Below are 13,965 nucleotides of genomic sequence, written 5' to 3' on the forward strand. Positions count from 1 at the left end.
TTCACGAAAAAAGCGTTGGAAGGGTTTAAGAAATAGTCTTTTAGAAACTAGTTTTTGTGTTTTAGCCCCGATAGTAGCGGCATCCTTTTTAAAATTGTTTCCTGTGGCTCTCGAAGGTAACAATTTTAAAAAGATATAGCGGATAGCGGGACAAAAAGTGAACTGAAATAAAAAATATCTGCTTCAAATAAAAAATCTAACTCGTTTTCAACCAACCCGTAATACTAAATCTTTTTCTTTGAACAGGTTTTACTTCGTGTTCTAAAATTTGACTTTCAAAAATGACAACTCTGCCTTTTAGTGGGTAAATTTTAATGTCTTCTTCTGGTTTGTAAATGACCAATTCGCCACCAAATTCGGGTTGCCAATTTTCATCGTTTAAATAACACACTATAGATAATTTTCTTTTCGTATCGTTTTTAAAAACATCCAAATGACGTTTGTAAAAAGTGCCTTCTGGATACATCGCATAATGAAATTCTTTAGTGGAAATGCCCAAATAACAAGTCGCATTAATGTAAGTTACAAAATCGTTGATGGTATTGAAAAACGTTTCTGAAGCTTGATTTTTATCTTCTTCATCCAACCAAAAAATATAATCACCACGAATTTCTTCTTTCACCACTTCATACGATTTATTTCCAATTGCGGATTTTTTAAACTCGGTTGTTTCCAATTTCTGTTCTAATTCGGCACGCATAATCTGCACCGCTTCTTCTGAAAAAAAAGCATCGCAAACGGCATATTGGTTTTCTAATAAATCGGTAATTATGGTTTCGTAAAGCGGATTCAATTCCATTAGTTGCACATTTGAAGCAAAGATATGTGAATAATTTCGTAATTTTGCATTTCAATTATCACATCATGAGTAAAATTAGAATTACCAAACAATTTAATTTCGAAACGGGTCATGCCCTTTATGGCTATGATGGAAAATGTAAAAACGTACACGGACATAGTTATAAACTATCGGTTACGGTTATTGGTGAGCCGATTACAGATTCAAATCACGTAAAATTCGGAATGGTAATTGATTTTTCCGATTTAAAAAAAATTGTCCGAGAAGACATTGTGGATGTGTTTGATCACGCTACGGTTTTTAACCAAAATACCCCACACGTAGAATTGGCAAAAGAATTACAGAATCGCGGACATCATGTAATTTTAGTGGATTATCAACCTACAAGTGAAAACATGGTAGTGGATTTTGCAAATAAAATTAGAGCGCGTTTGCCTAAAGACATTCAGTTACATTCGCTACGTTTGCAAGAAACGGAATCGTCTTTTGCAGAATGGTTTGCTTCAGATAATGTATAGATTTTTAGATTTTTAGACCCTTTAGATAAAAAAAATTGAAAAAAAATTATTCAAAAAAAAATGTTAGCATTCTAATTAATCTATAAATCTATTATCTAAAAATCTAAAAATATGAGCGTTACTTTATTATCTTCTCCTTTACAAGGTTTTACGGATTTTAGATTTCGAAATGCGTTTCATAAACACTTTGGTGGTATTGATACGTTCTATTCGCCTTATATCAGATTAAATGGAAAATTAGAAATTAAAGCGTCATACGAACGTGATATTCTTCCAGAAAACAATACGACTTTAGAAGTAATTCCGCAAATTATAACTAACGATGCGGATGAGTTTTTATTTGTAGCAAAATACGTACAATCACTTGGTTATAAAGAGCTCAATTGGAACTTAGGCTGTCCGTATCCAATGGTGGCAAAATGCGGTATGGGCTCTGGATTAATTAGTAATACCGAGCGAATTCATTCTATTCTAGATAAAGTTCACAGCGAAACGAATATTGTGGTTTCGATGAAAATGCGAATGGGTTATGAAAATGCAGCAGAAATTTTAGATGTGTTCCCGATTTTAGAAAAATACCCTATAAAAAATATTGCTATACATGCCAGAATTGGTAAGCAAGTCTATAAAGGCGATGTGGATTTAGATTCGTTTCAACGTTGTTTGGATGTTTCTAAACACAAATTGTATTATAATGGTGATATTACTTCCGTTGAAAAATTTAGAGACATGCAAGCTCGCTTTCCGAGTATTGATCATTTTATGATTGGTAGAGGCTTACTTGCCGATCCATTTTTACCTAATATGATTAAAAATAATATTACCGAATATCCAGAAGATAGGTTTAAGATTTTTAATGCGTTTCACGATGAAATTTATCAGGAATACGATGCGTTTTTGCAAGGCCCAACGCCAATTAGAATGAAAATGTTAGGCTTTTGGGAATACTTTTCACAATCATTTCCGGATACCCAAAAAACATTTAAGAAAATTAAAAAAGCTCAAAGTAAAAGAAATTACGAACTTGCTGTTAAAGAAATATTTTCTTCTAAATTCTAATAAACTTGTCTATACTATTAGAAATAATATAAATAGCTGCTTTTTTTAATCATTCAAAACAATCGAAACAAAAATAATATTATTAAATACATAAAAAAAGTGATCTATTTTTTTATTTTGTTAAATTTTAACCGCTTTTATTGAGATTATTTCCGTTAAAAGTGTTAAAGTTGATTTTTTATTAAATAAAATATAAAATCTTAACATATCTTTGCAGAGCAATTGAGAGGTAGTAGACTCATATTGCGTATAAGTTTTCATAATTTATAGTTTTTGGTTGGTTAAAAGATAAAAACTCAGTTAATTCATTTGACTGGGTTTTTTGTTTTTTGTAACTTTGGAACAATAATTGCATTCTTCAAAGAAAACCTTATAAAATGAAAAGAATAATTTTACTTTTTACTGTGTTTGTACTTTCAAACTCTTTTGATACTGAGGAAATAGATTCTTACGCAATCGGTGAATTTTTTAAATTAAGAATACATTACGGACTAATAAATGCTGGCTATGCCACTTTAGAAGTGAAAGATGCAGAACTGAATGGTAAAAAAATGCACCATGTTATTGGAAAAGGTTACACAACTGGTATGACTAAAATGATGTTTAAAGTAGTAGACAACTATGAAAGTTACTTTAATAAAGAAACCAACAAACCTTATGTGTTTATTAGAAATATAAACGAAGGTGGCTATACGAAAAATCAACAAGGCTATTTCAACCAAAACAACAATACCGTTTTAGTAAAAGATTATAAAAACAAAACTGAAAAAACGTTTAATGTGCCAGAAAATATTCAGGATATTGTATCATCTTTTTATTATCTAAGAAATCACCCTAAAGTTGACAAATTAGCAGTAGGCGAATCCATAACAATAGATATGTTTTTTGATGAAGAAACTACAAAATTTAAACTTAAATTTGTTGGTAAAGAAAATATAAACTCTAAATTTGGAGAAATAAACTGTATGGTTTTTAAACCACTTGTTCAAGCTGGGCGTGTTTTTAAAGAAGAAGAGAGTTTAACTGTTTGGATATCAGACGATGAAAATAAAATTCCAATACGAGTAAAAGCCAGTTTAGCAGTTGGTTCTATAAAAGCAGATATTGATCAGTACAAAGGATTAAAACATCCTATAAATTTTAAATAATACTTATTTTGCAAGATTCTATTTCAACAAAAATCGAACAATTAGATGAAAAGTTCGGAAAAATAAATCAAAAAACTGAAACCCATTTAGAAGGATTACTTTGGGCAAAACCAATAACGTATTGGGATTACATCCAAACCGATGCGCTTTTAAATTTACAAATTCAGCGTTCTACCCTACCAGATGAAATGGTGTTTATTATGTATCATCAGGTGAATGAATTGTTATTTAAAATGATACTTTGGGAAATGGAACAAGTGTGTCACGATACTGCACCAAGCACTGAATTTTTTACAGAAAGATTAAACAGAATTAGCCGCTATTTTGATATGTTAACCACTTCTTTTGATATTATGAAAGAAGGAATGGAACCTGAACAATATTTAAAATTCAGAAATACATTAACACCAGCAAGTGGTTTTCAAAGTGCGCAATACAGAATGATCGAATTTGCATCAACCGATTTGATTAATTTAATCGATTTCCGTTTTAGAGCAACCATTGATAGAAATACGTCTTACACGCACGCGCTAGAACATTTATATTGGCAAGCCGCAGGAAAAGATCATCAAACAGGAGAAAAATCATATTTGTTAAGCGAATTCGAACGAAAATATAAAAAGGAATTTTTGGCTTTTATGGAAGAATATAATACCATAAATCTTTGGCAAAAATTTAAACAATTACCAGAAAACGATCAAAAAAATCCAGAATTAGTAGCAGCTATGCGTCATTACGACAAAACTGTAAACATTACCTGGGTGATGGGACATTTTAATGCTGCAAAAAAATATATCGAAAGCGTTCCCGGAAATCATGAAGCTACTGGCGGAAGTGATTGGAAAAAATACATGCTACCAAAATACCAAAAACGTATTTTCTTTCCAGAACTTTGGAGCGAAGATGAATTAGAAAACTGGGGAGAATAATTAAAAAACAAGATTTGAAATATATATTATACGCTATATTATTACTCACGTTTTCATGTCAAAATAAAGAAAATGACAAAAAAACAACAGATAAAATCGCAAAAAAAATCCCAATAATTAAAAAATACGGATTTACTTTTAATGATTTTTCAGTGGTAGAAGACACCTTGCAATCTGGAGACACATTTAGCACTATTTTAGAAGCGTATACATTGCCAGATAGTTTAAAAACATTTGATGTTACAGAAAAAATTAAGGATTCTTTCAATATAAAAACCATCCGAGCTGGTAAAGCTTTTCTAACTTTTTCCGATAAAAAAAACAAGAAAAATTTAAAAGCCCTGGTTTATGTGCAAGACAAAACCAGCTTTTTGGTGGTTGATTTACGGGATTCGATTCGTGTAGAAATAAAAAAACGCCCTACCGTTATAAAAAGAAGAACTATTGCGGCAGAGTTGGACGGATCTTTATCAGAAACTTTATCAAGAAAAGGTGTAAGCGCTGATTTAGCAAACGAATTGGCACAGATTTATAAATATTCAATTGACTTTTTCAAGCTAAAAAAAGGAGATAAATTTGCCGTAACCGTCAAAGAAAAATATTTTGAAAACGGCGAATACTTAGGAGTAGACGAAGTAGAAGCGTCTTATTTTGAATACAAAGGAAAAAAAATATACGCGTTCCCATATAAATTAAATGAGAATCAAAAAAATCCAGAATATTATGACGAAAAAGCTTCGGGAGCTAAAAGTATGTTTTTAAAAGCACCTTTATCCTTTTTCAAATTAACCTCAAAATTTACAACTCGAAGATTTCATCCAGTACAATTTACTTGGAAAGCACATAATGGAACAGATTATGCTGCACCACACGGAACACCTATAAAAACAACCGCTTCAGGAGTTGTAGAAGCCACGGGATATAGTTCTGGAAACGGAAATTTTGTAAAAGTAAAACACAACGGAAAATACGCTACACAATACCTTCACATGTCGAAAATTTTAGTTCGTAGAGGGCAATCTGTAACGCAAGGTCAAATTATTGGAAAAGTCGGAAGTACCGGTTTAGCTACGGGTCCGCACGTATGTTATCGTTTTTGGAAAAATGGCGTGCAAGTAGATCCTTTGCGCTTAAAATTGCCATCTTCGGAACCAATGACAAAAAAACAAAAAACAAAATATTTAGCTACAATTGCACCGCTAAAAAAAGAATTAGACGAAACCACTGCAAAAACATTTAAAGAATAAACAATTTTATCATGAAATTACAACATATCAATCCAACAGAAACAAAAGCTTGGCAAAAATTAAAATCGCATTTTTCAGAAACTGGACAACAATCTATTCAAGATTTGTTTCAAAATGATGCCAAAAGAGCTGAAAAATTCAATATTGAATGGGATGAATTTTATGTAGATTTTTCAAAAAATAATTGGACTGAAGAAACCATACAATTACTTATAGAATTAGCAAATGAAGTAGGTTTGCCGGATGCTATTTCAAAGTATTTTTCAGGAGAAAAAATAAATGAAACCGAAGACAGAGCCGTGCTTCATGCCGCATTACGTGCTAATGAAAACGATGTGGTTTTGTTTGAAGGAAAAAATGTAATTCCTGAAATTTATGACACGAAAAATAAAATAAAAGATTTTACAAATTATATCGTTTCTGGAGAAGCGAAAGGATATTCTGGAAAACCATTTACAGATGTGGTGAATATTGGAATTGGTGGTTCGGATTTAGGTCCGGCCATGATTGTGGAAGCCTTACAATTTTATAAAAACAATTTAAACACACATTTTATTTCTAATGTAGATGGCGATCATGTACAAGAAATATTAAAAAAAATAAATCCTGAAACTACTTTATTTGTTATCGTTTCTAAAACATTTACGACTCAGGAAACCTTAACCAATTCTGAAACCGTAAAAAAATGGTTTTTACAGCATGCTACTGAGAAAGATATTGCCAAACATTTTGTAGCCGTTTCAACAAATTTGAAAAACGTAACCAACTTTGGTATCGCACCCGAAAATATTTTTCCTATGTGGGATTGGGTTGGCGGAAGATTTTCATTATGGAGTGCCGTTGGTTTAACTATAAGTTTAGCTGTTGGATACGATAATTTTAATCAATTATTAAAAGGTGCTAATAAAATGGATGTGCATTTTGCAAATACGCCTTTTGAAAATAACATTCCTATAGTATTAGCGTTGTTAAGTATTTGGCATAATAATTTCTTTGGTGCAGAAACAGAAGCACTAATTCCGTATACACAATATTTACAAAAACTAGCGCCTTATTTACAACAAGGTATTATGGAAAGCAATGGAAAATCTATAGCTAGAAATGGAAAACAAGTAAATTACCAAACAGGAACAATTGTTTGGGGCGAGCCAGGAACCAATTCGCAACACGCGTTTTTCCAATTAATTCATCAAGGAACAAAACTAATTCCAACAGATTTTATTGGTTTTATTGAACCCCTTTATGGTGAAAAAGACCATCATAACAAATTAATGTCTAACTTTTTTGCACAAACAGAAGCCTTATTAAAAGGAAAATCTCGTGAACAAGTACTTTCAGAATTTTTAGCACAAGGTAAAACAGAAGCTGAAGTAGCAGATTTAATACCTTTTAAAGTTTTTGAAGGCAACAAACCAACCAATACTTTATTAATAAAAAAATTAACTCCAGAAAGTTTAGGCGCATTAGTGGCTTTGTATGAACACAAAATTTTTGTACAAGGCATTATTTGGAACATCTATAGTTATGACCAATGGGGTGTTGAACTTGGAAAGCAATTGGCAAATTCTATTTTAAGTGAAATAGAAAGCGGAAATATCAAAAACCATGACAGTTCAACAACTACGCTATTAAGTAAGTTTATTAGTTGAAAATTGTTAATAAAATAAATAAGTGTTAATGTTTTCTTAATGTGATTTGTTAAAATTTTTATAATTTTGTCAAAAATATTTAACTAAAAAAACATGAAAAAGAACATTTATTGGTTTTTTCTATTCATTTCGGCATTTGGTTTTTCACAAGTTACAAAATCAGCTATAACTGGTACTGTAAAATCTTCAACAGGTGAAACTCTTGCAGCTGCAGTTGTAGAAATTAAGCACGTTCCCACGGGAACAAAATACTTTTCGACAGCTGACGAAAAAGGAAATTACTCGGCTAATTCTGTAAGACCAGGAGGTCCTTACACAATTAAAGTAAATTATGTAGGGTATAACCCTTTTGTAATTGAAGAAATTACGGCTCCACTAGGAAACTCAATTGTAATTAATATTGAGATGCAAAGTGCCATTAATTCTATTGAAGAAGTAAAAATTGTATCTGTAAATTCTAAAGATGCTTTTAACAAAAGTAAAACGGGTGCGGGTCAGCAATTTTCTAACAGAGAGATAAACGCTGTGCCAATTATTGGTTCTAGAAACATCAACAGTATTACAAAATACAATGCAAATGCTGGAAGTAACGGAACATTTGGAGGGCAAGATTCTCGTTTGAACAATTTTACAATTGATGGTTCTGTATTTAATAATGGTTTTGGTTTGGGTTCAGATTCTCAAGCTGGAGGTAGAACAGGTTCTACTGCAATTTCATTAGATGCTATTGAACAACTTCAAGTAAACATTGCTCCTTTCGATATTAGACAATCAGGTTTTACAGGTTCAGGAATTAATGCGGTAACTAGAAGTGGTACAAATGAAGTTGAAAGTTCTGTTTATCATTCATTCAGAAATGATAAAAAAGAATATTTAGGTGAAAGAGCCGGAAATATAAATATTACGCCTTCAAAATTTGAAGAAAAAATTTGGGGAGCTCGAATTGGCGCACCAATTATAAAGGACAAATTATTCTTCTTTGGTAACTTTGAAACTATTGATAATGTTAGTCCAGCAACAACTTGGACTTCATCAGGATCGCCAAATGCTGGAGCACAAGTATCTGAAACAGCTTATACTGATTTAGTAAATGTATCTAACTTATTACAAAACTCATTTGGCTACGAAACAGGTGCTTTTGAAAATTTTGATGCTGTTAGAGAATCTAAAAAGTTTTTAGCAAGAATTGACTGGAATATTAATGACAATCATAAGTTAACAGCACGTTATGTGCACCATGATTCTGGAGCTGATGAATTAATTTCAAATTCAAACTCTGCTGGTTTTGGTAACAGAAGAACAAACGTTTTTTCTATGTCATACAAAAATAGCGGTTACGTTATTGAAGACAATACAAGATCTGCTGTTTTAGAATGGGATTGGAAAATTTCAGAAAAATGGTCTAATAACTTTATTGCAGGATATGATAAACAGTTAGAAAATAGAAGCTTACAAGGTGGCGGACTTTTTCCAACTATTGATATTAAAAGAGGTGCAAATAACTACATTTCTGCTGGTTTAGACCCATTTACTCCTTCTAACTTATTAGATTATTCTACATTGCATTTTACCAATAATATTACTGGTAATTTTGGAAAACACACCTTATTATTTGGAGCAAATTTTGAAAGATTTGTATCAAATAACAATTTCTTCCCAGCGTCAAATGGGGTGTATATCTTTGATAGTTTAGCTGCATTCCAAGGAGCGGTAGCTGAAACGGTTGCTAATAATGGTGCTCCAGCTACAACAGTTGCAAATTTACCATCAAGATTTCAATACAGATATTCTGCATTGCCAGGTGGTGCAGAACCAATGCAAGTATTAAAATCTAATAAAATTGATGTTTATGCACAAGATGAATACAAACCCACAGATAATTTAAAACTTACTTTTGGTATTAGAGCTACTGCTGTTAGTTTTGAGGATACTGCATTGGAAAATCCTGCAGTTACAGCAATGACTTTTGCAAATGGCGAAAAATTCAATACCGGAAACATGTCAAAAACCCAATACTTGTTTGAACCAAGATTTGGATTTAACTTAGATGTAAACAAAAATGCAAGAACCATTTTTAGAGGTGGAACAGGAATATTTACAGGTAGACCACCACTTGTGTTTTTATCTAACGCAATTGGAAATAATGGGGTATTAACTGGTTTTGTTGATGTAAGTGGTGCAGACTTAATTAACGGCGGTTACGGGTTTACTGCTAATCCAGGTCAATACTTTACTCCAAGTACACCTCAATTACCATCTACGTTTGATTTGGCTTTTACTGATGATAATTTCAAATTTCCTCAGTCTTGGAAAACAAATTTTGCTATAGATCAAAAATTACCTTTTGGTTTAGTAGCTTCATTTGAAGGAATTTATAGCCAAAACATAAACGAAGTGTTTTATTACAATGCCAATTTAGCAGCTCCAGTTGGAACAATTAATAATGCAGGTGATAACAGGCCTTTCTATTCAGGAACTGATGCAGGGTCTAGAATAAATAATAATGTTTCTAATGCAATTGTATTATCAAACTCTAACCAAGGTTATTTTGTTTCAACAACATTTAAGTTAGAATATCCTTATAAAAAAGGGTTTTGGGGTTCAATTGCCTATACTAAATCAAATGCTCAAGATTTAATGTCTGCTGGTTCTATTGCTTCAGGGTCATGGACAAATGCAAGATCTGTATTAGGAAATAACAATTTAGATTTATCGAATTCAAACAACAATACGCCTCACAGAATTGTAGGTTTAATAGGATATAAATTAAATTACGGAACTAAATATGGGGGTTCTACTTCATTTAACATTGGTTATGTTGGAGAAAAAGCAAATCCTTATACTTATACGTATGGAAGTGACATCAACGGTGACCGTGTAAACGGAAATGATTTATTGTACGTACCTAATAATGCTTCAGAGCTTAGATTTGTTGATATCACTCAAAATTTTGGAGGTGTAAGTCAGGTTTTATTTACTGCCGCTCAACAAGCAGAAGCTTTCAATAAATATATTGAACAAGATTCTTATTTAAAAACAAAACGTGGGCAATATGTGGACAGAAATGCATCTGAGTTACCTATGTTACACCGTTTAGACTTATCTGTTACTCAAGATTTCTACTTAAAAATAAAAGGAAAAAAACAATCTTTTCAATTTAGAGCAGACATCTTAAACTTCACAAACTTGTTAAATAATGATTGGGGCGTTTCGAAAAGAGCAACAAATACACAAATATTATCGGTTAATCAAGCTCCAAGTGCTGCAAACAATTATGTTCCAGGTTTTCAATTGGCACAACAAACCGATGATAATGGTAAAAGATATCTAATTAAAGATACCTTATCTAATAATTCATCGGTATTTGATGTTTGGCAAGCACAATTCACACTAAGATACACATTCGGAAAATAAAATAACTAAAATTAAATAATTTAAATATGAAACTAATTAATAAAATTTCAAAAGTGTTTGCAGTAGTAACTGTAGCATTATTATCATTTTCTTGTGAAAGTGATTCAAATAATGTAATTGAAAAATATCCTACCATTGTAGAGATATTAGATGCTGATGCTGCAAATTTCAGCATCCTAAAAGCAGCTTTAGTAAAAACAGATTTACTAAATACATTCAGAAACCCAGGATCATACACGGTATTTGCTCCAAAAAATAGCGCTTTCATTGCGGCCGGAATAACGGAAGCTACAATAGCCGCTACAACAACAACTGCTGATATTGCTACCTTAAGAAGAATATTACAATACCACGTTTTATCAATAGGCACAATAGCTTCAGATTTTCCATCAAAAGGTTATATTTCTACTTTTTCTCCTTTGATTACAGGTTTTACTGCTGCATCAACACCACCTCAACAAGCACTTACGTCTAGCTCAGTTTTTATTAGTATGTATGTAAATAAAACAAATGGTGTAGTTCTTAATGGCGGAAATACTAATGGCGGTGCAACTGTTTTACAAGCAGATATTAATGCAAGTAATGGAATTATACATGTAATTAGTAATGTGTTAAGTATTCCAAAAGTACACAACTTAATTATTGCCAATCCAGATTTGTCTAGTTTAGTAGGTGTGTTGACTTCAGCGCCACAAGCTGCAGTTTTAACTGATGTTACATCTGCAACGGGTCCTATTCCATCATCATCTGCATCATCATTATCTCGATTAATTTTTGCTCCAACTAATGCAGCTTTTTCGAGTGCATCGTTTTTAACAGGTCAATCGGATGCAAATATTACTAAAGTATTAAGATACCACATAGCAAACAATAATACTAGAGCTTCGTCTTCAACTGTTTTTGTGGCACCAGCAAGCGCACCTAATCCTCCTGTTACGACACCTTTGGTTATTAATACACAATTAACCGGTCCACAACAAACTATTTCAATAGCTGCTGGGACTGTAAAAATTGCTGATATTACAGCAGCTAATGCAACTATTAGAACAATTAACATTCAAGGTTCAAATGGTGTGGCACACATCATTGATAAAGTATTACAACCTACTTTATAAAAAAACCTAATAAATACTAAACCGTTCCAATTGATTTTGGAACGGTTTTTTTTTATCTTATAAAATCATACATTTACAAAAAAAATACAATATGGTATTAAGTAGATTTTGGTTGACTATTTTTATTTCTTCTATAGTGTTTATTATAGTAAGTTTATTTGCAGAAAACACATATTCTGTAGATTATGTTTTAAATGGAAAAAAAGATGATCCTATTTTAATTTCGGAAAAGTTTTTAAAAGAAATCCCTGCTTTTATTAAAGATAGTATTCAAAAATCCGAAGAAAAAACCTTTACCATTAATAGAGATACATTAAATCCAGATACCACTTACGTTTATAAAAATCAAACCGTAAAAATTTACAGTGGCACACAAAAATCGGATGGTTTATTACCCACTTGTAAAAACAGTTTGTTCGATATTATTTTCCCTCTTATGGCGTATTTGGCTTTCTTTTGCGGTTTGATGGAGTTGCTAATAATTTCAGGCGCATCCGAAAAATTAGCCAAAAAATTAAGTCCGTTTTTCGCACAAATATTTCCATCTGTACCTAAAAATCACGAATCGGTTTCTTATATGACGTTAAACTTTGCTGCAAATTTCTTAGGATTAGATTCTGCTGCAACGCCTTTCGGATTAAAAGCTATGGAAAGTCTACAAACACTTAATCCAGAAAAAGACAAAGCCAGCGATGCGCAAATTATGTTTATGTGTTTGCATGCCGCAGGGTTAACTTTGATTCCAACATCCATTATTGGTTATCGTGCAGCAGCAAATGCGGAAAATCCAGCAGATGTTATGTTGCCTTGTATCATCACCTCATTTATAGGTACCATTGCTGCGCTTTTGATTGTAGGAATTAAACAGAAAATAAACTTTAAAAGCGCTACTTTAATCGTTGGATTAATGACTATAATTGCTGCAATTACTGGATTATTGTTTTACGTTAACGGATTAAATTTAGTGGAAAAAAACTTCTTTACTTCTAATTTGTCAGGTTTAATGTTAATTGCTATCATTGGAATTACATTGATTTATGCCTTCACCAAAGAAAGTAAATTCATAGAGCAAAAAACCACAATTTTTGATGCCTTCGTTTCCGGTGCAAAAAATGGTTTAACTACTGGTGTTACTATTTTTCCTTATGTAATGGGAATGTTGGTAGCCATTTCTTTTTTTAGAAATAGTGGCTTGTTTGAAATTATAAGCAACGGAATTTCTTTTGTGTTTTCAAATATTGGCGTAAGCAAACAAATTACCGATTCGTTACCTGTTGCTATGTTACGTCCTTTCAGCTCAAGTGGCTCAAGAGGATTTATGATTGATGCAATGAACACATTTGGAGTTGATTCATTAACCGGAAGATTGAGCGCTATTTTTCAATGCAGTGCAGAAACTACTTTTTATGTAATTGCAGTTTATTTTGGAAGTATTAACGTAAAAAACACACGATATACTTTAGGAATTATGCTATTAGTAGATTTAATTTGTGTAATTGCCGCGATTGCTGTGGCGAGTTGGTTTTTTTAGAGGGTGGATCTCCAAATTCCTGCAAGGTTTCCAAAACCTTGTAGGTATAAAATTATAAAAATAAACCAATAATAAGCAAGACCAAAAAGGTTATTGAAACCTTATAGTTGAAAATAAATGCCAAATGAAACTTGAAATTTTAGAAAAAGACAAAGTTTATCACATCTATAACAGGGGTATTAATGGTGAAACTATTTTCAATACTGATGAAAATAAACGCTACTTTCTAAAACTATATTTGAAATATTTAAAACGTAAAGTAGAAACTTTTGCCTATTGCTTAATGGATAATCATTTTCATTTTGTGTTTCAAATTAATAATGAAAAAGATGTGACACAAGCACTATCGAATTTATTTAACGCTTATGCAAAAGCATTTAACAAACAAAATAATAGAACTGGAAGTTTATTTGAAAAACATTTCAAAAGAATACAAATTGAAAATGAAGAATATTTAAAAAATGTGATTCAGTATATTCATCTAAATCCAAAACATCACTTGGGTATAGATTATAAAAGCTTTTCTTTTTCTTCCTACAAAGCAATTCTTTCAGAT

General features: G+C 31.8%; 11 protein-coding genes. 10 read left to right on the forward strand and 1 reads right to left on the reverse strand.

Features of this window, described 5'->3' with window-relative positions; all coding sequences use genetic code 11:
- Positions 1–196 precede the first annotated feature (196 nt).
- A complete protein-coding gene (locus ACIQ11_RS04180; RefSeq protein ID WP_396153086.1) occupies positions 197–799 on the reverse strand; it encodes a 2OG-Fe(II) oxygenase in 603 nt (200 codons plus the stop codon).
- 65 nt (positions 800–864) lie between these two features.
- On the opposite strand from ACIQ11_RS04180, the gene ACIQ11_RS04185 reads away from it, so the two are divergent.
- From ACIQ11_RS04185 to ACIQ11_RS04230, 10 genes are all read left to right on the forward strand, one after another.
- On the forward strand, positions 865–1,317 hold the full coding sequence (locus ACIQ11_RS04185) for a 6-pyruvoyl trahydropterin synthase family protein (RefSeq protein ID WP_396153089.1): 453 nt from the start codon (positions 865–867) through the stop codon (positions 1,315–1,317).
- Between the two features lie 111 nt (positions 1,318–1,428).
- Positions 1,429–2,376 (forward strand): tRNA dihydrouridine synthase, encoded by a 948-nt coding sequence (locus tag ACIQ11_RS04190; protein ID WP_396153091.1) that lies wholly within the window; start codon positions 1,429–1,431, stop codon positions 2,374–2,376.
- A gap of 377 nt (positions 2,377–2,753) precedes the next feature.
- Entirely contained in the window at positions 2,754–3,524 is a 771-nt protein-coding gene (locus ACIQ11_RS04195) for a DUF3108 domain-containing protein (RefSeq protein ID WP_396153093.1), read from the forward strand.
- Positions 3,525–3,532: 8 nt separating this feature from the next.
- A complete protein-coding gene (locus ACIQ11_RS04200) occupies positions 3,533–4,453 on the forward strand; it encodes a tryptophan 2,3-dioxygenase family protein (RefSeq protein WP_396153095.1) in 921 nt (306 codons plus the stop codon).
- Positions 4,454–4,467: 14 nt separating this feature from the next.
- On the forward strand, positions 4,468–5,700 hold the full coding sequence (locus ACIQ11_RS04205; RefSeq protein ID WP_396153097.1) for a peptidoglycan DD-metalloendopeptidase family protein: 1,233 nt from the start codon (positions 4,468–4,470) through the stop codon (positions 5,698–5,700).
- Positions 5,701–5,711: 11 nt separating this feature from the next.
- Positions 5,712–7,349, forward strand: coding sequence for a glucose-6-phosphate isomerase (gene pgi, locus ACIQ11_RS04210; RefSeq protein WP_396153099.1), 1,638 nt, complete (start codon positions 5,712–5,714; stop codon positions 7,347–7,349).
- Between the two features lie 93 nt (positions 7,350–7,442).
- A complete protein-coding gene (locus ACIQ11_RS04215; protein WP_396153101.1) occupies positions 7,443–10,763 on the forward strand; it encodes a carboxypeptidase regulatory-like domain-containing protein in 3,321 nt (1,106 codons plus the stop codon).
- 26 nt (positions 10,764–10,789) lie between these two features.
- A complete protein-coding gene (locus ACIQ11_RS04220; protein ID WP_396153104.1) occupies positions 10,790–11,878 on the forward strand; it encodes a fasciclin domain-containing protein in 1,089 nt (362 codons plus the stop codon).
- 91 nt (positions 11,879–11,969) lie between these two features.
- Positions 11,970–13,409: a nucleoside recognition domain-containing protein gene (locus ACIQ11_RS04225; RefSeq protein ID WP_396153106.1), complete on the forward strand. Its 1,440-nt coding sequence runs from the start codon at positions 11,970–11,972 to the stop codon at positions 13,407–13,409.
- Between the two features lie 124 nt (positions 13,410–13,533).
- Positions 13,534–13,965: transposase (locus ACIQ11_RS04230; protein ID WP_396153108.1), on the forward strand; the 432-nt coding region annotated here is incomplete at its 3' end.

The sequence above is a fragment of the Flavobacterium sp. genome (assembly GCF_044361065.1).
Classification (GTDB): Bacteria; Bacteroidota; Bacteroidia; order Flavobacteriales; family Flavobacteriaceae; genus Flavobacterium.

What these genes read in the sequence shown, in the direction of transcription:
- ACIQ11_RS04190 (WP_396153091.1), top strand. Translation starts at nt 1,429, where the DNA reads ATGAGCGTTACTTTATTATCTTCTCCTTTACAAGGTTTTACGGATTTT.
- ACIQ11_RS04215 (WP_396153101.1), top strand. Translation starts at nt 7,443, where the DNA reads ATGAAAAAGAACATTTATTGGTTTTTTCTATTCATTTCGGCATTTGGT.
- ACIQ11_RS04195 (WP_396153093.1), top strand. Translation starts at nt 2,754, where the DNA reads ATGAAAAGAATAATTTTACTTTTTACTGTGTTTGTACTTTCAAACTCT.
- ACIQ11_RS04225 (WP_396153106.1), top strand. Translation starts at nt 11,970, where the DNA reads ATGGTATTAAGTAGATTTTGGTTGACTATTTTTATTTCTTCTATAGTG.
- ACIQ11_RS04220 (WP_396153104.1), top strand. Translation starts at nt 10,790, where the DNA reads ATGAAACTAATTAATAAAATTTCAAAAGTGTTTGCAGTAGTAACTGTA.
- pgi (WP_396153099.1), top strand. Translation starts at nt 5,712, where the DNA reads ATGAAATTACAACATATCAATCCAACAGAAACAAAAGCTTGGCAAAAA.
- ACIQ11_RS04185 (WP_396153089.1), top strand. Translation starts at nt 865, where the DNA reads ATGAGTAAAATTAGAATTACCAAACAATTTAATTTCGAAACGGGTCAT.
- ACIQ11_RS04180 (WP_396153086.1), bottom strand. Translation starts at nt 799, where the DNA reads ATGGAATTGAATCCGCTTTACGAAACCATAATTACCGATTTATTAGAA.